Source organism: Actinomycetota bacterium (assembly GCA_030682655.1).
GTDB lineage: Bacteria > Actinomycetota > Coriobacteriia > Anaerosomatales > JAUXNU01 > JAUXNU01.
On the sequence record JAUXNU010000212.1, the window covers coordinates 1 to 1258 of the forward strand.

3 protein-coding genes are annotated in these 1258 nt (G+C 63.3%); 1 reads left to right on the top strand and 2 read right to left on the bottom strand.

The genetic code is table 11. The features are described from left to right. Positions 1–145, bottom strand: a 145-nt coding sequence (locus tag Q8K99_14570) for an NAD-binding protein (GenBank protein ID MDP2183772.1), incomplete at its 3' end; no start/stop codon positions are given. 199 nt (positions 146–344) lie between these two features. Here Q8K99_14570 and Q8K99_14575 point away from each other — a divergent pair. After that, on the top strand, positions 345–704 hold the full coding sequence (locus Q8K99_14575) for a VanZ family protein (GenBank protein MDP2183773.1): 360 nt from the start codon (positions 345–347) through the stop codon (positions 702–704). Between the two features lie 182 nt (positions 705–886). Here the strand turns inward: Q8K99_14575 and Q8K99_14580 are convergent. Next, positions 887–1258: acetyl-coenzyme A synthetase (locus Q8K99_14580; GenBank protein MDP2183774.1), on the bottom strand; the 372-nt coding region annotated here is incomplete at its 5' end.

A 1258-nucleotide genomic window follows, 5' to 3' on the forward strand; every position in this document is an offset into this window, starting at 1 on the left:
GCTCGAAGATCGGGATCTCGCCCCGCTCCAGCCGCTCGATCTTGGACGGGTCCTTGTCGACGCAGGTCACGTCATGGCCGAAGTCGGCGAAACAGGCCCCTGAGACCAGGCCCACATAGCCGGTGCCGATCATCGCTACGCGCATGAAAATCCATCCCTTGTCCGTCGGGCGGAGATAGCGAGCGGTCGCGACCTTGACCACCCCGCCCACACCTGAATGCGAGACTTGCGGTCGTTCTTGGAGGCAGGGCGATCCGTTTGGGCGGTTTGCCCGGATGACAGCAAGCCGGTCCGCGACGTCATTGCTGCGGATGGATCGCTCCTGCTAGCGTGATGCGATGCGTGTGATTTCGAAGTTTGCGGCCGCCACCATTATCGGCGTCCTTCTCTATTTAATGTTGGGTCCGGCTCCCGCCGTTGAAGGATCTGCGCCGGGAATAGACAAACTGGCCCATTTGCTTGCTTTCGGGACGATAGCCGCGTGCGTGGCCACGCTCATTCCGCGGACCCGGGCGCTGATCGTGTGCGGCATTACTTTGCTCCTTGGTGCGGTCGTCGAAGTGATACAAGGCCTGATCGGTCGCGACGCAAGCTGGCTCGATTTCATTTTCGACGGCGCCGGTGTAGCGATTTTCGGCCTCGCGGTCGTGATTTGGCGACGAGGCGGCCTTCGGAGTCAGCTGCAACGGTGGGCCCATCGCTGAACCCTTATCTCCCTGATTCATTCCGCGGCAAGAACCCGCCCATTGTGACCGGGTGACACACGAGGCGGCCCAGGGTGGCCCTACACTGAACGGCGGATCGGCCAGTTTACGACCTGCCGGTCATTGCGACGCTGGAGCCCTTCGGTACACCTGCGCTGCCGTTGGGTAGCGGGAGCGCCATGTCACGATCGCTCAGCAATCAGGAGATCTACCACCCCCGGATCCGCCAACGTAGAGGTATCCCCCAGCGCTCCCACATCCCCCTCGGCGATCTTCCGCAGGATTCGCCGCATGATCTTGCCTGATCGCGTCTTCGGCAGACCGGGGGCCCAGTGGATCACGTCCGGGGCGGCGATCGGACCGATCTCCTTGCGGACGTGGGCGACCAGCGCTCTCTTCAGATCGTCGTGCGGCTCGACGCCGGCATTGAGCGTCACATAGGCATAAATCCCCTGGCCCTTGATGTCGTGGGGATAGCCGACCACGGCGGCCTCGGCGACATGGTCGTGGGACACAAGCGCGCTCTCCACCTCGGCCGTGCCCATGCGGTGGCC